Raw genomic sequence first — 23,416 nt, forward strand, 5'->3', positions numbered from 1 at the left:
ACAAGGAGATATTCACCATGGCTTATAGTGGTGTTACACGGATAGAAAGCGATCACTACCGAGGCTCGGCCGTGATGATCGATGATCGCTGGCTGTTGACGGCAGCGCATGTGGTGGAAGGCATTGCGCCCTGGGAGTGGGAAGTCATTTTTGAACGCGGCATGTTCGACTCATCCCGTGACGTCAAACGCATCATCACCCATGACGCCTATGATCGAGACAGTGGCCGGGCTGACCTCGCACTGGTTGAACTCAGTGGTTCGGCACCCTCGAATACCCGGGTGTACTCCCTGTTCACCGATGAGATGCGCCCCGGCACGATGGTCAGCCTGGAAGGCTATGGCGAGCGCAAGGCCTCGGACTCCTATGGTTTCTGGACCGGTGTGCCGTTGCTGCAGGTGAGCTACAACACCGTGGATGGCACCACGGCCGACCTGGGCGTTTTCGACGATGCGTCGGGGCTGGCGTTCGACTATGACACCGGCAGCCCCTATGGTGACACCCTGGGCCAGCAGTTTGGGCTGGACCACACCGGCCTGGGGTCGCGCGAGGGCTTCATGGGCCAGGGTGACAGTGGCGGTGGACTGTTTGTCAGCGGTCAGCTGGCCGGCGTCCTGAGCCACATGGTGGAATACAACGGCACAGCCGTGGACGGCGGTTATGGTGAGGTCGGCTTTGCCCAGAGCATCGAGTATTACCACGACTGGATTGCCAGCCACGTGCCCGGTATCGAGCCGATGGGGTGGCAGGGCGGTGGCCCCGTCCGGGAGGAGGTGATTGATCTGGCACTGCTGTATGAAGCGGGCCTGAACCGTCGGCCGGATGAGGCCGGACTCAACTACTGGATTGACCGCATGGATGCGGGCACGCCCATGGACGTGATTGCGGACAGTTTTCTGTATTCGCGTGAATTCGGTGGCTATCCCGAGCAGCATGCCGACTACGTCAGCCGCTTGTACTTCAATGTGCTGAACCGGGCCCCGGAGGCCTCCGGGCAACGGTACTGGGAGTCGCGTCTGGATGCCGGCATGGCGGAAGCGGAGGTGCTGCTGCGCTTTGCCGACTCATCTGAAAACCGGCAGCAGGCCGAGGACTGGCTGGTGCAGCTGCATCAGGACCGCACGGGGGATTGGTTGATCGGGTGATCAAAAGGGCAGCGATTGTCTCTACGCGGCCACATTGATGTGATACTGTTCACCGGAACTTTTGTCGCCATCAAGGCGGGCGTGTCATAACACCCTGATGGCGGCTTCCCGGTTTAGACATAAAAGGATGTATGTTCAAACACCCCCCGCTGTATAAAATTGACATTAAGCCGGTCTTTTTCTCTTTTGGCGTTGGCCTAGTCGCACTGTTGTTCGCCGTATGGTTGTATACGCCCTTCCTGAACCCGCTCGACGTTGGTTGGCTGCTCAATGAAGGAGATGTCTTTCAGCATTATATCGGCTGGCAGTTCTTCCGACATGAACCCTGGCAGTGGCCATTGGGGGCTATCAATCGGCTGGCGACGGACATGCATGCCAGTATTGTCTACACCGACTCCATCCCTCTCGTTGCCCTGCTGCTGAAACCTTTCAGTACAGTACTACCCGACCCCTTTCAGTATCAGGGGATCTGGATGCTGGTGACGTTCTTCCTTAATGGCTTCTTCGCTGCCCGTTTATTGTTAAAAGCCGGGTGTGCAGCCAGCTTGGCCATGCCTGTTGCGCTTTTGATGAGTACATCAACCCTGGTGACGGCCCGAGGATTGGGAATGCACGGGCACGAGGCACTCACGGCGCATTGGGTGATATTTCTGGCACTGGAATATGCGCTGTTATTGGATGCCTTCGATAGGCATCATTTACGCCGCTGGCTGATACTGCTGAGCATTACTGTGCTGATTCATTTTTACCTGTTTTTCATGGTGGGCGTGCTCTGGTTTGCCTGGTGGCTGGTTCATGCGCTCCAGGAGGTGCGTCCACAGGGTAAACATCTAATCCGCCCTTCTACTCTGCTGTTACACCTGTGCGTGCCTCCGGTTATTGTTCTGATCATTATGCAGGGCGCAGGCTATTTCATGCCGGGGCGGGGCGCCGCAACGGCTGGCGGGTTTGGACATTTCTCGGCCGAGCTGCTGACGTTTTTCAACCCGGCTTCCACGGCCTGGTTCTTCAATCATGGCTTTACCAGCCTGTCACAATGGCTGCCGGGCTGGACACCCCCCATTGCCGGGCAATATGAAGGTATGGCGTACATGGGGGTGGGTGTGTTGCTGCTGTGGGCACTTGCGCTGGCAAGCGTGTTAAGGCCTGGTATGCGCGGTCTGGAACGGCGCATCAGTGCCGGTTTTGCTGCAGTCGCTTTGGCGGTGATGGTGTTATTCATGTACGCCATGGCAGGCAGAATCAGCATGCCCGACGGCAGCCTTTACCTGGCGTTCGATCTTCCTTTTGGCCCCATACGCGACTACCTGCGATCCAGCGGGCGCATGGTGTGGCCGCTGGCCTATGCTCTGACGTTGTGGGCGGCGGTTACACTGGCACAACGCCTACCACATAAAACGGGGCTGGGGGCATTGGGAACCGTGCTGCTGGTCTTGCAATTGTTTGACCTTCAGCCCTGGCATGAGCGCATACGCAGCGAAGTACAGCAGCGTGCAGCGGCGGCACAAGCGTCCTTGTTTACAGCGCTTCATGATCCGCAGCTGTCGACACAGCTGGAGCAGCACTCTGGCATGATTGCCTTTCCGGCCGGTCAACTGGAACAGCTCAAGCCCTATGTCTGGCTGGCGGCGCATCAGCACGTATCAATCAATGTGGCCTACCTGGCTGGTCAAGCTCCCAACCGGGGGCGTGTGGTAACACGCCGGTATGTCGAGCAAGCGCAGCAGGGCACGCTAGCACCTGAGTATATATACCTGATCACAGAACCGTCTTTGGTACCTTCAGTGTGTGATCGACCGGGGTGGTTGTGTCGCCGGCATGGTCAAACCACATTGGCCTGGACCCGCAAACATCGAGTAGACCTCAATGAGTACTGACAGCAATACAGCATGGAATACCGGCACGAGTACCGCCCGGCATGATGGTGAGCATTGGCTGTTGAGCCTGGTGGTGCCGGTCAAAAATGAAGAAGACAACATTCAGCCATTTCTGGATGCCGTGTTGGAAACGTTGACCCCTCGGGTTCCCGCGCTTGAGATCATCTTCATTGATGATGGCTCCACGGATCAAACGTTGCCCATGCTACGGCGGCTGGGAACCGCCGATCAACGCATTCGCTACCTGTCGTTTTCGCGCAATTTCGGCAAGGAAGCCGCCATGACCGCCGGACTGGAGGCCTCACGCGGGGATGCGGTGGTGCCGATGGATGTGGATCTGCAGCACCCACCTGAAGCGGTACTGGAGTTCATTCGTCATTGGCGTGACGGTGGCTGGGACATGGTGTACGGCGTACGGATGGATGCCAATGCCGAGACAACCGGTAAAAAAGCGACCTCCAGCCTGTTCTATCGTATCTTCAACCGTGTTTCGCACACGGATATACCGCCGTCGGCCGGTGACTTCAGGCTGCTTAGTCGCCGCGTCGTGGATGTGCTAGGCCAACTGCCTGAACGGAACCGCTTCATGAAAGGGCTGTATGCCTGGGTCGGTTTTCGGTCGATCGGCGTGCCTTACCATCAGCCCGCGCGCTTGCACGGCAACAGCCGCTTCAACTACTGGAAGCTGTGGAACTTTGCCCTGGACGGGCTGGTGGGCTTTTCCAGCCTGCCACTGCGCGTCTGGAGCTATCTGGGCGGCGGTCTGGCATTCTGTTCCTTGTTGTTTATGCTATGGATCATTACCCGCACCCTGCTCTTCGGTATTGAGACCCCCGGTTATGCATCGGTCATGTCGGCCATTCTGTTTTTCGGCGGCGTACAGCTGCTGTCTATCGGCGTGCTGGGTGAATACATTGCCCGGCTGTTCATTGAGAGCAAGCAACGGCCCCTGTATATCATTGCGGAGCACAGCGATGATCAAGCATGAACTGGGCATTGTATTGCGCTTTGGCGGGGTCGGTGGCGTTGCCACGCTGGTGCATCTGGCCGTGGCCTGGGTGGCACTGGCACTGTATCCACAGTGGTCGCCCCTGGTGGCCAACCTGGTCGCGTTTATAGCCGCTTTTCCGGTGTCCTTTTTTGGCCATCGGTATCTCACCTTTCGCACGGAAGGGGGCGCGGGGCGCTTCCTGATGCTGGCGGCTGGCGGATTTTGTTTGAACAACGGCGTATTGGCGGTGCTGATAACCACCCTGGCGGTGGATGGGTTTGTGGCGATTGTGCTGTCCACCTTTACGGTGCCCGTGCTGATATATGCCGGTTCGCGGTTATGGGTGTTTCGATAAGGCGGGTGTGGGCGCCGCTGGCGCGGCGCAGGTCGCCCTACGCGGGCCGCCCTGCGTGGGCCGCCCTAGATACAGGGCACAAAGGGCACACCGCCGCAGCCGGCCAGCAGCAGACAGGCGGTGATGATCGACAGGTAGCGCATGGGCCGTCCTCAGAAGTTGAAGCTCAGGGTATCGTCCTTGCCTTCGAAGAAGGACTCGACCTCGCTTTCGGACAGGGGTTCACGCGCGGCATTGAATTTGTCGCGCAGCTCGACCAGGCGCGACAGCCCGCTCAGGCGCGGCTGTGAATACAGCTGTGCGTACGCCAGCGGCAGTGCGTGGCTGTCCTGCAGCGTTTTCAGCGTGGCCGCCGGCAGCGCATTCAGTGCCTGTTCATTGATGCGGTACAACCCCTGCAGGGCCTGGGCTTCGGTTTCGGCGCTCTTGACCTGTACCGGCCAGGGCTCGATCAGGTCTTGAGCCGCCAGGGCGTCAACGGCCGTCTGGGTGGCCTGACGGCTACGTTCGCATTGCTGCAGAAACTGCAGCACGCGCTGCAGGGTCTCACCGGGTTGGCCCTGATCATCAAAAAAGCGCTGAGCATCGCTGTCCGGTTGCTCGGTGATCAGGCCGCTGTCGGCATCGATACACAACACCAGACGGTCCGCCTGGGCATCCTTGAGCAGACGGAAGGGGTAAGCCCGCAGGGCCGCCGGTCGGTAGCCGCCGAGCCAATGGCCGTCGGGGGTAATGAACAGGTTTTGGTCTGGGCGGAATGACATCAGCGCCACCAGCTCAAAGCCCCGGCTCGGGTCGTTGGGCTGACGCGGCACAAAGGCCAGCGGAAAGATGGGCAGTGCCTGGGTCAGTTCATCCAGCAGCACGGGCAGTACGCCCTGATTGGCCAGGGGCGCGAGGGTGGCAGCCTTATGCCAGCCCTGGGCGCCATGGGTATTGGCACTGAGGGGAATATAGCGGGGCATGTGTATCCTCCGTTGAACGTGTGAGGGCCCATTAAACAAAAACCCCCGGCCCGAAGGCCAGGGGTTTTATCGGAGATATAAGTTACTAGGCGAGGCCGTTCACTTACTCAGCCAATTTTAGGCGAAGTTGCCAGCATTGAAAGTAATGCTTTCGCCGAAGTCAACGGTACCCACCAGAGAGATCTCCAGGGAGCCTTCCGCGATCGCCAGATCGAATACCTTGTATTCGCCCTGGTTCGCAGCGTTCTCGATGAATACAACAGACTGGTGAGCCGCGCTGTACAGGTTTGCATCCTGGGCAAAGTTAGTCAGGATGTCAGTGTTGATACCTGCGTAATCAGCACCACCGCTCAGGGCCGCTTCCAGTACGTCACCTGTCAGGTCAGCCCAGGTGTCTTCTGCAGTGAATGCAACGCCAGTGAAGTTGACCACGGTGTTGACGTTGTTTTCCAGAGCAGTTTCCAGATCGCCTTCGGCAACGTCAGCAACGACAGTTGCGTCAACCACGGAGCTTTCTTCAGAACCGCTGGTAGACGTGCGCGCTGTCAGGTAAGCCGACAGATCCAGCTGGTCGCCAGAGCCGGTGCCGTAAGTCGCATCGTCGAAGTTAACGATGGTGTTGTGGCCGAAAGAGTCTTCCAGCACGATGGTTTCGTTGCTGTTTGCGCCGGTGCTCAGAACCAGAACGTCGTTGTCGCCGCCCAGGTTGATCACGTTGTCGCTTTCAGCGCCGCTGGCAGTACCGGTGATCTCGTTATCAGCAACAGCTGGCGCACCATTCGCAACGTTTGCACCTGCACCTGCCAGGCCGTTAGTGGTACCACCTGCTACTGCACTGACGTCCGTGTCAATGTTGGTCGTGTCGTTGTAGGTGATGGTGACAACATCTGCATCAGCAGTGGCTGTGGCCAGGCCGCTGAAAGTGCCATCAGCATTCAGGGCGTCGGAAACAGCAGTGGCGACGGCAGTAGCGTCAGTTACATCGATAGCTCCCAGGTTAACGATAACGTCTGCAGTAGCGGCAGCCGCATCTGTACCGAAGGTCACGGTCAGAGTTTCGTTACCATCATCAGTATCATCCGCCGTGATGGTCAGGGTCTGCTCTTCGTTAACAGCCGCTGTGCCGGTTGCAACACCCGCAGTTGCCAGGCCGAAGGTACCATTGGCACCGTCAATCCAGCCCTGTGCAGTCGCTTCGCCTGCATCCAGCAGGGCCTGCAGCTGAGCAGCGGTCAGATCATTAGCATCGGAGTCCGCTTTCAGATCGGAAGCCAGATCGGACAGAGCAGCGTTGCCGATGAAGTTGTCAGCCGTGGCGTCAGTCGCGTTACCCGCCAGGATATCCAGCTGAATGTCTTCAGAGCTGAACTCACCGTCGATCAGGGAGCGGATGACCAATGTGTTGTCCGGGCCCGCTTCTGCTTCCAGCAGCTTGCTCAGGACAGGGCTGGCATTGATTGCTTCAATGATTGCCGCGTTGATATCAGCGTGAGTTGCGAAACCGTTCTCGGTCTGAATTTCCGCAACAGCTTCAAGACCATTCAGTTCAGCGGCAGCGTCGGTAGAAGCTGTCTGCATAACGCCGAAAGCGTCAGACAGGGTGATCTTGACCTGAGCGCCTTCCAGCAGCATCGGAGCGATTGCGCCCGGCAGGACAGCGTTCTGGGCGTTGCCAGAACCGGCTACGTCATAGCCGCGCATGTCCAGGATGTTGTTGTCCTGACCAAACAGAGTCCAGTGAGCGTGAACCTGACCGTTATCGTTGGCCAGCGCATTAAACTGCTCTTCGTTCAAGCCAAGGTCATAAACAGCTGCCTCGAAAGTAGAGCCGCTGTTGTCGCTGTAAACAGTATCGTTACCACCTTCTGTAGAGATGGATACACGGCCAGCACCGAAGGTAGAGACAACGTCGTCACCTGAACCAGTGTTAACAGTGATGTTGTCCAGATCCTGCTGGTTGGACAGATCGTTCTCAGTACCGAAGTCAGAAACCAGCGTTACGACATCGTCGCCACCAGAGGTGCTAACACCCAGAGAGAAACCAGCGTACTCAGACGCCAGGTCACCATTGTAATCGATGGTGATGGTGTCGTTGCTGCCAGAAGTGCTGTATGCGTAAGCATCGATTGAAGTTGCTTCGCCAGCTACTGCCAGGTTTTCACCCTGGAAGGCAGTTGAGTCGAACTGCTTGGCATCGCCAATGCTGCCGATTTCCAGGTCACCCTGTGCTGCGCCAGACGTCACTTCGATCTGGTCGAAGGCAACACGGTTCGCTTCGCCCCAGCCCTGTCCTTCGGTATCAACGATAGAAGTAACGTCATCAACCTTGCTGTTGCGGTCAACGATCAGGTTCAGCTTCTCGATCGCTTCGTCGGAGTTGGACATGCCGCCGATCACAACGTCACCTGCAGTAGAACCGCGGCCAGCGTTGTCCAGTACTACGTTGGTTTCGATCAGGGAGTCACGCGTGCCCGGCTCAACCGGAGCTGCGTTACCGGCTACCAGGAATTCTTCGTTAACAGACTCAACGCTGTTGTATTCGAAGGTGACGTCGGTGAACGCCTTGCCAGCCGGATCAGTGATCAGAACTTCCTGAGCGGTGAACGGCAGGTCAACGGTGTTGTTAGCGATGGTCACCTGGTTGTACGGGTTGTCCAGAGTGACAACCAGACCGGTCAGGCCCTTGGCATCCAGCGCCGCGTCGATCGCCTGACGCAGACCGGTGTAGGTGCCGTCGGTAGACTGGATGTTTTCCAGCAGAACGTTCTCACCGTTGAAAGTGAAGCCAACGGTCACTTCAACGTTGCTCAGCGGCGCAGCCGGAGTAGCAGTGGTCACATCGGCGATGCGAACCAGCAGCTGGGAGTTGACGTTGGACGTGCCTTCGTTCACCAGGGAGTTGGTATCGAAAGACGCAAACAAACCAGCGTCAGTGTCGACGTCACGCAGACCGAAAGTGATGTCCTTGGTGGCAGACAGCTTGTCGCCCAGGCGCACATCTTCGATGATCAGGTTGTTGTCGCTGTTGTCAGACCAGTACTGCTCGACGCTGTTCATGCGGCCAGCATCAACCAGGACGGTTTCATCCAGAACTTCGAGGTATACTTCCTCAACGTTCTCAGTGCGCGGAGCAACGGCTTCGGCGTTAGTCAGGTTACCCAAAACATCATCGTTGCTGGTATTACCCAGAGAGTAATCGTTCAGCAGTGATGCTTCTACAGCATCACGACCTTCGCCACCGTCGATGTAGTCGCCAGTTGCAAAAGCGTTGGCAATTGCACCGTTCTGGTTCTGGCCTGCCAGACCGATGAAAGTATCATCGCCGTCTGTACCGGTAACCATGTCACGGCCATCGGTCAGGGTGAAGGTTTCACCTTCAGTGCCCTGGCCCGGCTCGGAGCCTTCGTTTTCGAAGCCTGCTACAGTGCCGGCGATGTCAACGTCAGCCGGGTTGGTAGATGCGCCAACGCCTTCCAGCAGTGCGCGTGCAGCGTCTTCAGCTGCCTGGCCTTCGTACGCTTTGCCTTCAGCTTCTACAGTTGCGGTGAACGCATCTGCAACGGCTTTACGGTTTTCCAGAACAGCCGCGTCGTCACCCTGAACACCGTTCAGGATAGCCAGTGCGATTTCACCTTCGGTGATGTTGCCTTCAGCCAGTTCACCCACGTAGAAATCCAGACCTTCCTGCTCGGCGTCACGGCCCAGGATCTGCTGGTACAGCGCGTTAACCAGCGCTTCCGGTTCCAGGTCGCCGTAGTTGCGCTGGTATTCGTCAGAAGACGCGAAAGCGTTGATGATGGCAGACAGGTCGCCGTTAGCGGCTTCCAGTTCGTCAGCCCAGAAGGTCTGACCGGCAACGTCAGCCGGACGACCGTAGAAGGCGATGTACAGATTCTGAATCTGATCCAGGCTTGCTTGTGTAGCCATGTAGTATTACTCCGTTAGTGATGTTAACCACTTGGTCATATATATGACAAAGCGTCTCTGCTTTGTTTGGTGCAACAGTGCGTGGCCAATACACACTGCCGTTTTGCCGGCACTATGCCTGCAAAAAGTTACAGTCGGGTAACAGCGGTTGTCTGCCCCGGTGCAACAGCGTTGCATTGAAGCAGACCGGCTGGCCATTGAATGTGACCGCTGTCACACCTTGCCAAATTGAATGACACCAGAGGCTGAACGTGCTGATCCTCTGCACCGGATGGGCAATCTTACTATAAAACACTGGCCCGGGTACAAGGCCTAGAAGGAACCGCCCAGGGTCAGCTCGGCCAGCCAGCCGTGCTGTTGATACAGCGCAAGGGGGCTGTCGGTGTGACGCCACTGCAGCCGGGTGTGCAGGCTGAGGTGTCGGGTGAGCGGCCACTGATAGCGGGCACCGATGCGGCTGAGGCGACGGTCGCGACGGTCTTCGCCCCAGAATCCGGTGGAGTAGGCCTCGCGTTCGTATTCGCGCAGGTGGATCAGGTTCAGCTCCAGCGGCTGGCCGGGCAGCGGGGTCAGGCGTGTTCCCAGGTGCAGGCTGGCCTTGGCACCGCCGGCACGGGGCTGTTCCGGGCGGTCATATTCCGCGCCGGCCATCAGCAGGGCGCGTGGATGCACGCGGCCCAACCACTGGAGCCCCAGGCTCTGGCTGTCGGGCGCCGCGCTGTCGCGGGTGTGGCGGGCATAGAGCGAGGTACGTTGATCACGCCCCAGCAGGCTGATGCCGAGCTGGGTCTGCAGCCGCTCCTGCTGTGCCTGACGCAGGCCGTTGAGTGAGGCGTCCAGGGTACAGTTGAGTCCGGCCGGGCAGGGAATGGGCTGATTGAGCAGCGCATAGAGACGAAACTCGGAATTGCCCAGCGTGTCGTAGTGGCGCGCGCTGCCGCCCAGGTTCCAGGTGCGGCGGGCCTGGTGTTGCCAGTTCAGACTGAAGGCGCTGAAGGTGCTGGCGCGCTGCTGGCTGTTGGCCCCCAGATCCCAGGTCAGGGGCAAGCCATTGAGGTTGATGGCTATGCTGTCGTGCCGGCTGCCGTCGTTGGCGTTGCTGTCGTAGCCGCGCGTCAGGCGCAGGCCCAGGCGCGAAGTGATCATGCCGGTGCGGCGCCGGGGGGTGGGTGCAGCGGCTTGGGCATCGGCCTGCGCATTGGCCAGGCCGTTGGCAAACCAGGTATCCACCAGTTGCAGCAGGGCGGGGGGCACTCGGTGCGCCACCAGCCATTGGCGATGACGCAGGGCCGCGGCGGTATCGCCGTTGCGCAGGGCCAGCCGCAGCAGTTCAATCTGCAGGTCGCCGCGCTGCGGCTGGCAGCGGCTCAGCCGCAGCGCGGCCGCATAAGCCTGTGACCATTGCTGTTGGGCACTGAAGTGATTGATCTGCTGCTGCCAGGTGTCGAGCCGGCGGGGGTCGCAGTCCAGGGCCCAGGCCGACTGGCTGAATAGCAGGCCCAGCAGCAGGGCAAGGGCGGGTTTCATGTGGTGCGGGTCTCGACCGGTGCCAGGCCCCAGGCGCGGGTCGGCAGGGGCTGGCTGGACAGGTGCAGGTCGACCGGGCTGCCGTCGGTATCGCGTGGCAGCAGCGCCCGCGTGCCTGGCCCCAGGAGGATGGCGAACGGGGTCTGGCGGGTGGCGGCTTCCAGGTGCGCGGCCAGGTTGACCGGTGCGCCGATCAGAGTGTAACTGCGCCGATGGCTGGAACCGAATTCGCCCACCACCACTTCACCGGAGTTGACGCCGACGCTGAGCCGCAGCGGCAGTTGATATTCGGCCGCCACGCGGTCCATTTCGGCACAGAGTGCGCGGGCGGCCTCGGTGGCATGCCGGGCGTGTTCGGCATCGGCCAGGGGGGCACCCCAAAAGGCCATGACGGCGTCTCCGATATACTTGTCCACCGTTCCTCCGTGCTGGTGAATAACGTCTGTGAGCCGGTCCATGATGATCTGCAGTACGCGCGCCAGGTACTCGGGATCGATATCAGCGGCATAGGCGGAAAAGTTGCGCATGTCGGCAAAGAGTACCGTCATGATGCGACGTTCCGGCTCCATGCCGATGACGTGCTCCGGGTGGCGACGGATGCGCTGCAGGACCGGCGGTGCCACGTAGTGGCTGAACTGGCGCTGCAGTATGTCACGGGCACGGATAGCGTCAAGGGCTGTCCAGGGCACCAGCAGTGCCAGGGTGCCCAGTGTGGTGGCCAGGACCGGCAACAGGGGCCAGAATGCGCCGCCGGGTTGTTGTGTCAGCGCGAACAGGCCCCAGCCGGTCACGCCGGTGAGTGCGGCGGCCAGGCCCAGCCGCGGGCGCTGGCGGATCAGCGCAATGGCCAGCGCCAGGGCAATGATCAGGCCGGCGCCCCAGGCCAGGGTGTTGGCATGGGCGGGGGTGTACCACAGTTGCTGGTTCAGCAACCCCTGCAACAGTAGGGCATGGGCTTCGACGGCCGGGTAGTCGGGCGCGATGGGGGTGCTGATACGGTCATGCAGGCCGACCGCACTGGAGCCCAGGATCAAGACGCGCCCCTGCAGAAAATCGTCGGGCAGTTGTCGATTGAGAACATCTCGGGCGCTGACCCAGGGAATGGCGTGGCCATCCGGGCTGTACCAGGGGATGCGCAGGCTGGCATCGGCGGCCAGCGGCAACCGGATCAGGGTATCGGTACTGCTCAGGGTATGGGTGGATGCATCGAAGCGATAGGCCGTCGGACTGCCCAGCAGCTGGCGCATCAGACTCAGGGCCAGGGTCTCGACACAGGTCTGCGGGTGACACACCAGCGGAAACAGGCGACGGACGGTGCCGTCGGGGTCGGTAATGGGACTGATGTGCGCCTGCTCTCGACCCTGCAGCAGCGGGATATTGGTGATCCAGCTGCGCATGCGCGGCAGGGCACGGCAATCGCCCCGGCACTCGGCCTGTTCCGGGAGCGTCCCCTGTGTCGGCATGTTGGCCGTGGTCCAGACCAGGCTGGTGGTGATGTTGTCGGCCTGCAGGGCCTGGGCCAGAGTATCGGACTGATCCGCCTGGTCAGGGAAGAGTATGTCCACGCCGATCAAGGCGGGTGACTGGGCCTGCAGCGCTTGAATCAGTGCCGCAATGCGCGTGCGTGACCAGGGCCAGCGCCCTTCCTGTGCCAGGCTGTCATCGTCGATATCGATCAGGGCCAGGCGCGGGTCGGGGCCACTGACCGCGGGCTGCAGCAGGCGAATGCGCATGTCGTCCAGCGGGGCTTCCAGCTGGCGCACCCGCTCGGGCCAGACAAGGTGAACCAGCAGCATCAGGCCGTGCAGGCACAGCAGGGCCAGTATCTTGGCACTTAGGGTGCGGCGCATCACTGCCAGTGGGTAATGCCGCTGACGTGGCCGTCTTCACCCAGGTCGCGTTCGAAAATCAGGGCGGCACTGTCGCCGCCCGCTCCCAGGCCGCCCTGCATCTGGGCGTTGGAAAGCTCGTCCTCGCTGCTCATCAGGCCGTTGTCATCGATGCTGCCGGCGCCCTGGATGGCGATGTTGTCATCCAGCCCCGGTGCGGTGACATCAAAGCGGGAGACAAAGCGTTTCTGATCAAAATCGACCTGCAGCATCGGGTTGATAACCTCGGCCGGGCGCAGGCCGTCCTTGCCGGCATAGACGGCCGATGCATCGCTCAGGGTGAAATCGACGCGGCCACTGGCAGGCAGGTTGTCAGCGGGCAGCAGTTCAAGCGCGTAATGACGGTTGTAGGCAAAGGTTTTGCCGTAACGCGACAACTGCGCCACCTTGTCTTCATCCAGGCGGGCGAAATCGGCCCAGTGGCCCCAGCTCACGCCGTTGGTTTCCCGGCTTTGCCACTGGGCCAGCAGGGGGTTGTCATCGAGGCCGGTCTGTTGCAGGCCGAACATCCACTGTTGGTGCGAGTCTTTCTCGGTGATCAGGATGACCAGCGTATTGCCCTGCCAGTGCCCCTTGAGGCTGAGGTGGTCGTTTTCGGCAAACAGCATGCCGGCTTCGCCCACGGCACCACGCAGGTTGTAGTTGTAGCGCTGGGTGCCGATTTCCAGCTGAAAACGGCCTTCGGCATCGGCCTTGAAGCTGCGGATACGGGCGGGTGCGCCGTGGCCGGCCGGGTTGCCCAGTGGCTGGCTCCAGCGGGTACTGAATACTTGGGTACCGGTGCCGGTCGGTCCTTCACCGGGGGTAAACCAGAGGCTGTGACGGCCGCCGTCAAGCTGCCAGAGCGCAACCTGATCCTGACGCAGGGCTGTCAGCCAATCGATGCCCGCTTGGCTGCCCCCGAGTTGGCCCAGGCTCTCGGGCAGGGCATTCCAGACCAGACCTTCGGGCCAGTAGCGTGCCGCCAGCAGAGTGTCGATGGAGCCGGTCTCGCCCCAGAGGCGTTGCTTGTCCAGGTCGAACCAGCCGTTGAGGGCCAGACTCTGGCGCAGCTTGAGCTGTAGGTTGTACAGCGTGTGGCTGGCGATCGGGTCATAGGCGTCCACTTTCAGGGTGGTATGGCGCAAATAATGACGGATCTGGGCTTCGGTAAAGGCCTCGGCGCGGTTGTCGACCTTGTACAAGTGGGTATTGGCCTGGTTGGGCGTGGGATCGACCGCATCATCGAGGCCGTCGCCATCCATGTCGGCCAGCCAGGGGTTGAGGTCGTTGGCCAGCTCGTACTCGTCCGACAGGCCATCGCCGTCGGTATCACCGGAGGCGTCCAGCAGCAGGGCGTCACGCAGCCCGTCCAGGTCCATGTCCGGTTGCTCGGTTTCAGGTAGCGTGGCTTTTTCGTTGTCCGGCAGTACTTCGTCCTGCTCGACAAATTCCAGTACCTGCTCATGGGTGGCCGTGGGGGTCAGTGCCTTGCCATGGGCATCATAGAGCCCGGCGCTGAAAACGGCCGGGGTGTTCATGTCGGTGATGAAGTCGGGGGTGCCGCTGATGCGCTCGATGCCATCCCCGCGCTGCAGCCGCAGCCAGGCGTTGTCGCTGCCGTTGAGATCGGCGGCCTCGGGTGTGCTGCAGGCGCCCAAGCTACCCGGCAGACAGCCCAGGCTGTCCGAGAAGGGCGCCAGGCGAATGGCGCCGGTATGTACATAGACGCCCAGCTCATCCTGGCGCAGGTTCACGGTGTAGTCGGTGCCCCGGATGCCCAGCGCGGCGAAGGGTGTATCCAGACGATAGCGGTGGTGTGCACTCTCACCGATCTGTCCGGTGCGGGTGCGCAGGGTACCCTGCTTGAGCTCAAAACGGATGGCGGCGGCCTGGCCGTCCGTGGCGGGGCGGTAGGCGTGAATGATCATTTCCGAGTGCGGTTGCAGGTTGACGATGGCGTCATCCTGCATGCGCAGTGTCATGCTGCCGTCGGCGGTGATGAGGTGATCGCCGGCAAAGATCTGCGCCTGCCGGCGCAGGGGCTCGCGACCGCTGTCGGCGAGGCGCCAGCTTTCACCGGCCGCCAGAATCACGGTACCGGCGGCTGTGGCGGCGTTGACCACACCGGTCATGCCCAGGTTGATGGCCAGGGTCATCAGCAACAGGGACAGGTGAGACAAGCATGTGCGCATGAGTAACCTCGGATCAGGTAAGCCAGAGCTGCAGGCCGACAAGTTGCAGGCTGGCATCAATGTATTCGTCGGACTGGGTGAATTCCAGCATCACCCGGTCGGGCGTCCGGACACCCGAGTATAACGCATCCCGCCACCAGTTATAGCCACCCAGATCAGGGTTGCGGCCAAGTGTGTTGGCATAGAGCTCATCCAGCAGTTCTTCAGGGCTGATCTGGCTGTCCCGGTTGGTATCCGCGCGGTTTCGAAATTCGGGTGATGTCAGGAACCCGGCTGTCATGTCCTCTAGCGCGGCCCCCTGTTGCAGCTGCGCCGCCCACCAGTCAAAGCCGGCCTCGTCAGGGGTGCGACCCATGATGCCGAGGTAGGCGCGATACAGCTGTGCATCCTCGGCGGCGATGATCTGCCCGTTGGCGAGCACGTCGCTGTTCCAGGGGGATTCGGGTGACGCCAGGTGGGCATCACCGGCAATATTGAACAGCAGATCGTGCGGTGTGTAATCCAGGGCGCCGAAGCGGATCTGTTCCATGCCGGAGAAGGTGACGGCGTTGTTCCAGCTGCCATCCAGCTTCAGGGAGAGTCGGTCAAGCGTCAGACCGTGACGGGTATCCAGCGCCCAGCGTTCGACCGGCAGGTCAAGCAGGAGCAGGTCTTGCCCGGCCCCGCCGTCAACGCGGTCATGTCCGCCTTGCCAATGGTAGAGGTCGTGGCCTTCACCCAGTTCGGCATGGTTGTCGTGCCGGGCACCCGTAACCCGGTCGTTACCGGACGTGGCGATCAGGTGCTCGAACTCGGTGCCGAAGGCCAGTGCCAGATTGTTGTGTCCCGTCTGCTTGTCGCCCCAGGCATCAGTAACGCTGCCGGCACTGATGAAGCCGCCAGCACTCAGATCGGCGATAACCGAGCGGGTCAGGGCACTGAAATCCAAAGTGTCATTACCGCCGCCGTCCCAGAGTGTTTGCACCGGTATGTCGGTGTCAAAACGGTAGTGCGTATCGCCAGCGTTGAAGGCTCTGTTGGCACCGTACAGGTATTGTAGTGCGGCGATGTCCATCAGCTGAAACCCGACCGGTAGGGTACCGGGCTGGTCGGGGTGGTCAGAGTAGGACATCACCGTGTATTGATAGTTGTCCTGGGCGCCCGGCACGGCGGGAAAACCGTCATCGGCTTCAAACGAATGCGCCAGCCCCAGCGCGTGGCCCAGCTCGTGGATCATGGTGTGATTGAGCCAGGAGCCGGGGGCCGCAGAACCGGCCCCGGTGCTCTGATTGAGCCAGATATCACCGGATGCGGCGCTGGCCTCCGTGCCGTCCACGTAATAGGGGCGAGGGTAATAGGCATAGCCGGATGTTTCGGGCGACATGAGATCGGTGAAGGCGATGCGCAGATCGCCATAGGCCTCATCGTCAACGACTTCAATCAGGTTGAGTCGGGTCAGCTGACTGACCTGCTCGGCCAGCTGCCGAAAGGCATTCCGGTGCGTCTGATTGAGGGCATACCAGCTTGACCACTCATCGTCGTTACTATAATTGCCGGCATGTTGGGCGGTACCTGACGGGAAGCTGTAGGTCAGCGTATCACCCGTCCAGCGGTAGGCGCTGAGCAGACCGGAAAACCATTGTGCCGTGTATGCCGTGGGTGTGACGTTCATTGTTCATTGCCACCTTTTAGGCTTGGTTTCAGGTGTTGATGTCAGGCCGTTGCTTCGATCAGCTCCAGCAATGGTCGGGCACAGACACTCCAGTCGAATGTTTCGGCTGCGCGTTGCCGGGCACGCTGCTGGCGAGCAATGCGCTGTTCGACACTTAGTTGGCTCAGCTGATCAAGGGCAGCGCCAAAATCCTCAATGTCGACGATACTGACCTCTGTATCCTGGGCAAAGTCCAGCCCGCGGTTGCCGAAGGGCGTGGTAATGATATCGAGCCCGGCTGCAGCGTAGTCAAGCATCTTCAGATTGGTTCCCGAGCCTGAGATCATGGGGTTCAGGGCAATGGATGCCGCTGACATGACGGTATCCTTTGCAGCGGCAGGCAGTAACCCCAGCGGCTTTACATTGTCCGGCAGCGCCTGAAGCTCTGGGTGGCTACAGAGGCTGCCCATCAGCCAGAACTGCAACCGAGGTCGCTGTCGCGCCAACTCTACCAGTAAGTGCGCGGCTTCAATGTTGGGGCCGTGCCAACTCCCCATGAACAGTACCACCTCTTGCTGTGGATCCAGTCCAAGCTGGGCACGATGATGGCTGCGCTGCCTGCAGTCATGGAAGGAGGTACCGAGGATATCGACGCCGTTGGGGGCGACCGCGTGAGCAGCAGGTATAGGTGTGTAGAGTGCTTGCAGCCGAAGGATATCGTGATGACTACAGGCAACGACCCAGCGACTGTCCTGCAGACAGCGTTGTTCAATATGCCTTACCTTATCAAGCCAGTGCTCGGTGCCAGGCGCGCCCGCACAAATGGCTGCTTTGACATCCAATTCGACGTCTTGTGCATCGTAGGCCATGGGACCGGACCAGACGGCACGAATGCTGCTGTGCAAAAAAGGATGCGAGCAGATCATTAAATCGGCGTCGTGGGCGAGCCGTTCCAGCTGATTCAGAAAGTCCGTGTTGAGCAGGTTGCTGTCTGCGGTCAAGATGTCAGTGAAATCAAGGTTATATATCTGATGAAGGCGCCCGCTATAGCGATGCTGCTGAGCCGTGTAGGGCACGCATATTTCAACCAGCCCCGGCTCCAACTGGCGTTGGCCCTGCTCGCTGCCCAGGCATAGCAGTGTTACGTCATGGTGGCGTGCAACCTGCCGGTACAGGCTGAATAGGCGGGCTTGACCGCCTCCGGTGGGGGGCCAGGCCGGAAAGGTTGAAACGACAACCAAGTTCAGTCTTCGACCGCCAGGCATGGGCCGTGCGGGGGGAGCCAGTATGGGGGTCAGCGTGTCTTCCCAGCTGACATGCTGTATGTGCTGCTGCGCACACTGCCCCATGCGCAGAGTGTTTTCATAGTCGTTGACCAGTGTGGTGATGGCGTCTGCAAGGGCGCTCTCCTCTGGCGCGACGCTGAGCCCCGTAACACCATGCTGTACCATTTCATGGACACCGCCCGAGTCGGTGGTGGTCAATACGGCTTTGCCTGCCTGCATGGCTTCAATCGTGATCAAGCCATAGTCTTCATCGTAGGGGATGAAAGGAACAAACAGGGCGTTGGCATAATAGTTGACCAGTTCACTGTCGTTGACATAGCCAATAAAGCGAATTCTGGGATCATCGTCAGCCAGTGACTTGAGGGCCTGCTCCTGAGGGCCGGTCCCGGCAATCAGCAGCGATACATCGACGTCGGTATTGCGAAATGCGCGAATCAGCATGTCCAGCCGTTTGGGTTCGTCCAGTCGGCTGGCGGTAAAAATGAAACGATATTCGCCCGTGTAAATACCTTCGAGATCAGAGGGGTGGTGGCGTACATACACCGGGCAGCCCTCCGGGAAGTAGTCGCTGCGCTTGCGCACATTGTCCGAAATGGCGCCGAACAGGTGAATGGACCCTGGCTGCAAGGCGATGCCATCCAGCTGATGGATAATGGCGCGGGTCAGAGGGCCGGGAAAGTCGAAATGTTCCGGGTATTCCTGCAACAGCTTCTGTGTCTGGTTGAAAAGCGCCGTCAGCAGAGCTCTATCTGGAGGGCTGTCGAGCAACTGCAGAAGTGGGGCAAAAGCGGAGGGAAGTTCGGGCAACTCCGTGCTATGGCCGCAAAAATGGTAGGTGTCATACAGCCCGCGCAGCTTGTGCTGCAAATAGCAGACATGATCGTGGTGCGCCACCATCCAGGCAGGGTACTTGGTGCTGATCACACGATCAAAATGGCTTAGGTCCAATTCGCTGAAATATCGGTAACTGGCAATAAGGTCGGGGAAGCTGCGCTCGGGCGAAGGCAGCTTGATCAGTTCTGCATCATGTGGCGTCTCATGGTTGATGTAATCCAGAATGCCCCACCACAGTTTTTCGGCTCCGCCGATCATGAATGGGACGGGGCTGGGCGCAACAATGGCAATCTTCATAGGTGTACTCTCAGGTATCCGCCATCAGTCGGCTGATAACATTCTGCCAGGAGATCCCCAGCGCCTCGTACGCCTGGCGACCATTGATCCCCATGCGCTCGGCCGTTTTTCGGTTGCGATATAGATCATCTATTGCTGACGCCAGACTGAGAGGGTCCGGGTCACACACCATGCCGGTCTCACCATCGCGAATAAATTCGAGAGGACCGCCGGAATCTGTACAGCTGATAACCGGCTTGCCGGCCAGCATGGCCTCCAGTGTGACGTATCCATAATCCTCGTCATACGGGCCAAAGAAGACGCCAAGTGCTCGAGCGTAGAGTGTTAGCTTTTCAGCCTCGCTGACATGCCCCATCAGTGCAACGCGATCCTCAAGTCCCAGTTGTTCAATCTGAGACTCGCAGTTCGCCTGCTGGCCGCCGGTGCCAACCAGCAGTATTTTGACCGGGGTTTGCAAATGCTGTGCGGCCTCGATCAGCAGTGATTGGCGCTTAAGTGTTTCCAGGCGGCTTGGGAACAGCACATAGTCCCAGGCGGGTGCACTGTAAAACCGGTCAGCAGCATAGGGCGGGTGATAAAGCGTTTCGGCATCCAGTTGGTTGAATCGCTTTAGGCGGCCGGCAACATTGGTCGAGTTGGCAAACAGTTTCTCGGCCTTGCTTAGGTGCTTGTTGTCATACGCAATAACCTTGTCTCGCAGTGCTGCAAGATCAGGCGATGCCTGCTGGGCATCATACAGTTCGTAGACGGATCGGTGCTGGTGCATGACCCATACACGGTGGTCATCATGCAGCACGCCATAACCGGGGAATTGCAGGCTGATAACGCGATCTATTTTGATACCGTTGAAATGATTGAAGTCTAGAGCGTCACAGAAATGCATCAAATGCTCGATGCGACTCTCGGGTGCAAAATGGAACGGAAAGCGAACCAGTTCCACTTCATGCCCTGCCTGCCGCAAGGCTTCAACAACGCCGTTGACGTGATACGTGGCGCCGCCGCTCATGAAAGGCGTCTGGCTGGCCGTAACAATCAGACGCATGTCACCTCCCTGGCCTTGGTGGCCACGAGCCCAATATCTTGAGGGCCACAGAAGTGCCCATTAAACCGTGCCGTCAACGGGTCATCACCTGGCAGGCGAGCCTCTTCGGGATATGGGTGCAGGCGCACCAATTCAGCGTTATCGAAGCCGCAGTAACCGGCCAGAAATTCCAGCAATGTTGGTGTCAACGGATTACGGTGCGTGGGGTCGTGATAGAACGTGTGGCTGGCAACCAGAATGTTTTCTGGGTTCGGCGTCTCGTAAATCAGTACTCCTCCGGGCTGCAGGGCACGATAGGCTTCCCGGGTCCACTGCAACAGCAGTTCAAACGGAATGTGTTCAACCACGTGGAATGCCGTGACGGCACATAAGCTGTTATCCGGCTGTTGTTTCAGCCACTGCAGGGCATCGGTCGCCTTCACGTCCAGACCCTTTTGACGACAGTGCTGGATCATGATGGCGTTGGTGTCGACGCCATATGGTTGATAGCCATGCTGGCTCAACAATTGCAGCCATTCGCCGCGGCCACAGCCGATATCAAGTATGCGCAGGCTGCCGTTATTATTGGATGGTGGCAGGTGGTCCAGCCAGGTGTTGAACTGCTCGCGTATGGCATCTTCCGAGCCTCGACATGCGTTTTCGAATGCCAGGTAAAAGGCTTCAGCATCACTTTCGTCAGCTTGAGCCAGGCTGGTGGGCTGTGTGATGTCGGCGTTGGTGGACCGCAGGCGCAGCCGTTCCATTTCCAGCTCCAGCATATGCAGCTTTCCTGTTACCGGTCTTATCATGTCGCGAGCACTCTGTTCGCTATCGTGCAGGTACTGTATCAGGGCTCGGGTATCCGAAAGCTGTTGCTGCAAGGCACGGTTAGCTTCGCTCGCTGCCAAGGTTGGCGCGCTGGCGCGCATGTGACGCTCCAATGTACGGCATAGACGTGTTTGCAGGCGTGGAAACCGTTTGAGCCAGCGGTGGGTATACAGGCGAGTAAACCGTTCCAGCCCGGGCAGCATCTTGCCTTTTGCCACAGCCTCTGCTGAAAACTGCAAATCAAACAGCAGTCGGGAGCGTGGTACTCCTTGCTGCAGCAGCTGCAAGTGGTGTGCTTTGCCTTCGCTGTCTGCCGGACGCGCCAAAAGTTGCTGATAGGCGCTCTCGATGAACAAGCCTTCATCCTGAATGGCCAACAGAACCGGCAGGCCGCCGGTTGTGATCGCTGTTATGGGCGTGCTTGGTAACGGTTTTTCCGGCAGGGTGGAAAGGGGGTCCAGCAGCAGTTCTGCCGTCTGGCTGCTTGACTCCCGCCGGATTGCCTCCAGCAGGTGCTCAAGGCTGTGATTTGGTTGACTCATGAGTTTGACCCGGTGTCCGCGTTCAAGGGTTGAGGCTCAGGTTTACAGGCAGGTAAGTGACGCCAGAGAAAAGTGGCACCTGTGAGCCGGCCACCTCAAAGCTGAGGTAGCTGTCGCACCAATGATAACAGTGCTCAAGATGGTCGACATCCTGATGCAGCGCCAGTGTCAGGGTGTATTTGCCGGCACTGAGGTGCATGGGGAAGTCGAAGACTAGGGTGTGCGTCTCACCTGCTGTAATACTGTGTGACTGGCCCAGCAAATGGGTATTGGTGCCGAAAATATCCTGGCCAAAACGGTCTCGGATCATGAATCCGGCTGACAGTTTTTCTACAGACTCTCGGGCTTTGATCAGTACCTCCAGTCGTGCCGTTTCCCCGGTGGATATAATGTGGCTATCGGAACCGTGACCCATAATGCGAGCCGATTCGATGCGCACTTCGCCCGTACCGTAGTCTGCCTTGACAGTGCTCTCGCTGCGCATGACCGGGTCTTCTTCCATTCTGGCCATGATTTTGTTGTATGCGTTGACAGCTGCCTCCGGTGGTCCGGAGTAGGCGACATGGCCGTTGTCCAGAACAATGGCACGGTCACAAATCATTTTTACGGCGTTTAAATCATGAGATACAAAGATGATTGAGCCGCCGTTGCTGCGAAATTCACGGATACGCTTCATGCACTTCTGCTGGAAGTGGCCGTCGCCGACCGAGAGCGCTTCGTCAATCAGAAAGCAAGTAGGGTCAGCGTGAATGGCAATCGAGAATGCAAGGCGCATTACCATGCCGGATGAATAGGTGCGCAACGGTTCATCAATGAATGTCCCCAGTTCGGAAAATTCAATGATGTGCTGTTCACGGGCCTGTATTTCCGCTGTTGTCATACCCAGCAGCAGACCATTGGTATAGATGTTGTGACGACCGCTAAGGGCGGTATCGAATCCTGTGCCCAATTCCAGCAAGCCGGTAATGCGGCCTGAAAGGCTGACATGACCAGCATCCGGCATCAGAACGCCGTTGAGAATCTTTAGCAGGGTTGATTTGCCCGCGCCATTGCGCCCCAGAATGCCCAACGTCTCACCGCTCTCTACAGAGAATGAAATATCCTGCAGGGCATGGTGGGTGTGGTGATAGCAGCGCCGAAAAATGATTTCTTTCAGGCGGTCTGCAGGGTGGCCATACAGTTTGAAGGATTTGCTGAGATTGGTGACCGTGATCATATGAAGTCTCGGATATCTTTTTCCAGGCGGCGGCCCGCGTAAAGAGCAAATAGCATCAGTGCTGCGGATGCAAGCGCGATGATGGCCAGCGGCACCAGGTCCGGCATGTGTCTGTAGATCAGGGCATCCCTGAGCGCACTGATGATGTGATACATGGGGTTCAGTTCGAACATCAGGTGCCAGTGAGCAGGCAGAATGGAGAGCGTGTAGACGATGGGGGTCATCCAGAAGCCAAGCTGCATGGCAATTCCGACGACTTCTTTTATGTCTCGCAAAAATACGCTGAGAATGGCGCATGTCATGCCGATTGCGTATGCCATCAGCTGTGTCAGCAGGAGCAAAACAGGCAGGAATAACCAGTACCAGCTCCATTCAAACCCGATCAGGGCCAGGAACGCTGCAAAAAATATCATTGAGATCACGTACACAACAGTCTCACTCAATACGATGTACAACGGCAGGGAAAACAGTGTCAGCTGTACCTTGGTGATCAGGTTTGCTTTGTCATGAAACACCTGCGTGGTGCGTGCGACAATACCGGCAAAACAGTTCCAAATCAGAAGGCCTGTGATCAAATAAATGCTGTAACTGTATTTTTCCAGGTGTTCCATACCCGCAAGCTGCAGCTTGGCACCCATGATGTTGGAAAAAATAAGGGTGAAAATCAGGATGTTTACCAGCGGTAAAATCAATGTCCAGGCTGCCCCAAGCGTTGAAGAAGCATGTCGGTCGATAAGGTCCTGGCGGGTAAACTTCAGCAACAGGGCTAGGTTCATGCAAGTAGTCGTCCGGTAGGGGGTTGGTGCGTAGTAAAAGTTTCAATTGTAACATGTGCCAGTGGTACCATAGTAGGCGTTTCCAGCTGGTGTTTTCCTGGTTCCAGGGAATGATGTCCCGGGCTGAGAGTGTCCG

Annotated in this window: 15 protein-coding genes; 4 read left to right on the top strand and 11 right to left on the bottom strand. The window is 58.9% G+C overall.

Annotation, left to right across the window (positions count from 1 at the left end; all coding sequences use genetic code 11):
• Positions 1 to 17 precede the first annotated feature (17 nt).
• From KTN04_RS02925 to KTN04_RS02940, 4 genes are all read left to right on the top strand, one after another.
• Positions 18 to 1,145 (top strand): DUF4214 domain-containing protein, encoded by a 1,128-nt coding sequence (locus KTN04_RS02925; RefSeq protein ID WP_217333719.1) that lies wholly within the window; start codon positions 18 to 20, stop codon positions 1,143 to 1,145.
• A gap of 131 nt (positions 1,146 to 1,276) precedes the next feature.
• Positions 1,277 to 3,022, top strand: a complete 1,746-nt coding sequence (locus KTN04_RS02930; RefSeq protein ID WP_217333720.1) for a DUF6311 domain-containing protein — start codon at positions 1,277 to 1,279, stop codon at positions 3,020 to 3,022.
• Positions 3,012 to 4,010, top strand: coding sequence for a glycosyltransferase family 2 protein (locus KTN04_RS02935; RefSeq protein WP_217333721.1), 999 nt, complete (start codon positions 3,012 to 3,014; stop codon positions 4,008 to 4,010). Before KTN04_RS02930 ends, KTN04_RS02935 begins: the two co-directional genes overlap by 11 nt.
• Positions 3,997 to 4,368 carry a GtrA family protein gene (locus KTN04_RS02940; protein WP_217333722.1) on the top strand — a complete coding sequence of 124 codons (372 nt, stop codon included), beginning with the start codon at positions 3,997 to 3,999 and terminating at the stop codon, positions 4,366 to 4,368. Before KTN04_RS02935 ends, KTN04_RS02940 begins: the two co-directional genes overlap by 14 nt.
• A gap of 152 nt (positions 4,369 to 4,520) precedes the next feature.
• Here KTN04_RS02940 and KTN04_RS02945 read toward each other — a convergent pair whose 3' ends face one another.
• The 11 genes from KTN04_RS02945 to KTN04_RS02995 form a co-directional block, all read right to left on the bottom strand.
• Positions 4,521 to 5,333: a SapC family protein gene (locus KTN04_RS02945; RefSeq protein ID WP_217333723.1), complete on the bottom strand. Its 813-nt coding sequence runs from the start codon at positions 5,331 to 5,333 to the stop codon at positions 4,521 to 4,523.
• A 117-nt stretch (positions 5,334 to 5,450) separates the two neighbouring features.
• Positions 5,451 to 9,260 (bottom strand): DUF4214 domain-containing protein, encoded by a 3,810-nt coding sequence (locus tag KTN04_RS02950; protein WP_217333724.1) that lies wholly within the window; start codon positions 9,258 to 9,260, stop codon positions 5,451 to 5,453.
• 312 nt (positions 9,261 to 9,572) lie between these two features.
• Positions 9,573 to 10,787 (bottom strand): tetratricopeptide repeat protein, encoded by a 1,215-nt coding sequence (locus tag KTN04_RS02955; protein WP_217333725.1) that lies wholly within the window; start codon positions 10,785 to 10,787, stop codon positions 9,573 to 9,575.
• Positions 10,784 to 12,637, bottom strand: a complete 1,854-nt coding sequence (locus KTN04_RS02960) for a CHASE2 domain-containing protein (RefSeq protein WP_217333726.1) — start codon at positions 12,635 to 12,637, stop codon at positions 10,784 to 10,786. Before KTN04_RS02960 ends, KTN04_RS02955 begins: the two co-directional genes overlap by 4 nt.
• Positions 12,637 to 14,850 carry a FecR family protein gene (locus KTN04_RS02965; protein WP_217333727.1) on the bottom strand — a complete coding sequence of 738 codons (2,214 nt, stop codon included), beginning with the start codon at positions 14,848 to 14,850 and terminating at the stop codon, positions 12,637 to 12,639. The genes KTN04_RS02960 and KTN04_RS02965 overlap by 1 nt, the downstream gene beginning before the upstream one ends.
• A 13-nt stretch (positions 14,851 to 14,863) precedes the next feature.
• Positions 14,864 to 16,501, bottom strand: coding sequence for a DUF4214 domain-containing protein (locus KTN04_RS02970; RefSeq protein ID WP_217333728.1), 1,638 nt, complete (start codon positions 16,499 to 16,501; stop codon positions 14,864 to 14,866).
• 41 nt (positions 16,502 to 16,542) lie between these two features.
• Positions 16,543 to 18,897, bottom strand: coding sequence for a glycosyltransferase family 4 protein (locus KTN04_RS02975; protein WP_217333729.1), 2,355 nt, complete (start codon positions 18,895 to 18,897; stop codon positions 16,543 to 16,545).
• Positions 18,898 to 18,907: 10 nt separating this feature from the next.
• The gene (locus KTN04_RS02980) at positions 18,908 to 19,939 is read right to left on the bottom strand and encodes a glycosyltransferase family 4 protein (protein ID WP_217333730.1); all 1,032 of its coding nucleotides are present in this window, start codon (positions 19,937 to 19,939) and stop codon (positions 18,908 to 18,910) included.
• Positions 19,930 to 21,288: a class I SAM-dependent methyltransferase gene (locus tag KTN04_RS02985; RefSeq protein WP_217333731.1), complete on the bottom strand. Its 1,359-nt coding sequence runs from the start codon at positions 21,286 to 21,288 to the stop codon at positions 19,930 to 19,932. Before KTN04_RS02985 ends, KTN04_RS02980 begins: the two co-directional genes overlap by 10 nt.
• Before the next feature lie 22 nt (positions 21,289 to 21,310).
• Positions 21,311 to 22,504 carry an ABC transporter ATP-binding protein gene (locus KTN04_RS02990; RefSeq protein WP_217333732.1) on the bottom strand — a complete coding sequence of 398 codons (1,194 nt, stop codon included), beginning with the start codon at positions 22,502 to 22,504 and terminating at the stop codon, positions 21,311 to 21,313.
• Positions 22,501 to 23,280, bottom strand: coding sequence for an ABC transporter permease (locus tag KTN04_RS02995; RefSeq protein ID WP_217333733.1), 780 nt, complete (start codon positions 23,278 to 23,280; stop codon positions 22,501 to 22,503). The genes KTN04_RS02990 and KTN04_RS02995 overlap by 4 nt, the downstream gene beginning before the upstream one ends.
• Between the last annotated feature and the right edge of the window lie 136 nt (positions 23,281 to 23,416).

Source organism: Marinobacterium weihaiense (assembly GCF_019061305.1).
GTDB classification, from domain to species: domain Bacteria; phylum Pseudomonadota; class Gammaproteobacteria; order Pseudomonadales; family Balneatricaceae; genus Marinobacterium; species Marinobacterium weihaiense.

Coding starts and splice junctions, on each gene's coding strand:
- KTN04_RS02925 (WP_217333719.1), top strand. CDS start 18: ATGGCTTATAGTGGTGTTACACGGATAGAAAGCGATCACTACCGAGGC.
- KTN04_RS02930 (WP_217333720.1), top strand. CDS start 1,277: ATGTTCAAACACCCCCCGCTGTATAAAATTGACATTAAGCCGGTCTTT.
- KTN04_RS02935 (WP_217333721.1), top strand. CDS start 3,012: ATGAGTACTGACAGCAATACAGCATGGAATACCGGCACGAGTACCGCC.
- KTN04_RS02940 (WP_217333722.1), top strand. CDS start 3,997: ATGATCAAGCATGAACTGGGCATTGTATTGCGCTTTGGCGGGGTCGGT.
- KTN04_RS02945 (WP_217333723.1), bottom strand. CDS start 5,333: ATGCCCCGCTATATTCCCCTCAGTGCCAATACCCATGGCGCCCAGGGC.
- KTN04_RS02950 (WP_217333724.1), bottom strand. CDS start 9,260: ATGGCTACACAAGCAAGCCTGGATCAGATTCAGAATCTGTACATCGCC.
- KTN04_RS02955 (WP_217333725.1), bottom strand. CDS start 10,787: ATGAAACCCGCCCTTGCCCTGCTGCTGGGCCTGCTATTCAGCCAGTCG.
- KTN04_RS02960 (WP_217333726.1), bottom strand. CDS start 12,637: ATGCGCCGCACCCTAAGTGCCAAGATACTGGCCCTGCTGTGCCTGCAC.
- KTN04_RS02965 (WP_217333727.1), bottom strand. CDS start 14,850: ATGCGCACATGCTTGTCTCACCTGTCCCTGTTGCTGATGACCCTGGCC.
- KTN04_RS02970 (WP_217333728.1), bottom strand. CDS start 16,501: ATGAACGTCACACCCACGGCATACACGGCACAATGGTTTTCCGGTCTG.
- KTN04_RS02975 (WP_217333729.1), bottom strand. CDS start 18,897: ATGAAGATTGCCATTGTTGCGCCCAGCCCCGTCCCATTCATGATCGGC.
- KTN04_RS02980 (WP_217333730.1), bottom strand. CDS start 19,939: ATGCGTCTGATTGTTACGGCCAGCCAGACGCCTTTCATGAGCGGCGGC.
- KTN04_RS02985 (WP_217333731.1), bottom strand. CDS start 21,288: ATGAGTCAACCAAATCACAGCCTTGAGCACCTGCTGGAGGCAATCCGG.
- KTN04_RS02990 (WP_217333732.1), bottom strand. CDS start 22,504: ATGATCACGGTCACCAATCTCAGCAAATCCTTCAAACTGTATGGCCAC.
- KTN04_RS02995 (WP_217333733.1), bottom strand. CDS start 23,280: ATGAACCTAGCCCTGTTGCTGAAGTTTACCCGCCAGGACCTTATCGAC.